Here is a 373-nt window from a genome sequence, read left to right on the forward strand (position 1 = left end):
CGTGCGCCGCTGCCTGCCTTCCAAGCCTCGTAGGCCTCCGTGAGCGTTGGGCCGCGCTGTGAGCTGGGCGGCGGGGTCGAGACCACCTCACCCTCCTGCCGAGCAAGCATCAGCCCGTAGGCCTTCACGTGGGCCCGCAGGACCGCCAGGGCCGCCTCGTGGAAGGCCTCGGAGGTCGGGTCTATCGGTGCTTGTTTTCGCCGTAGGAGGTCGCGGGTCTCAGCGTCCACGATGCCGGGATCGGATCGGGAGAGGGCCTTGCGGTAGTCCGCCGCCAGTTCCTCCAGTTCACCGCCATAGACGTGGTGGTGGTCCTCGGCCATCCCGCGGCGGCCGAAGGCGACCGGCATCAGGTCGGGCCACTGCGAACGCT

The 373-nt window shown here is 69.7% G+C and carries 1 pseudogene; it reads right to left on the reverse strand.

The features are described from left to right. A pseudogene (locus tag MFF21_RS23705) lies at nt 1-373 on the reverse strand (site-specific integrase); the annotation flags it as partial.

Source organism: Methylobacterium organophilum, assembly GCF_022179465.1.
Classification (GTDB): domain Bacteria; phylum Pseudomonadota; class Alphaproteobacteria; order Rhizobiales; family Beijerinckiaceae; genus Methylobacterium; species Methylobacterium organophilum.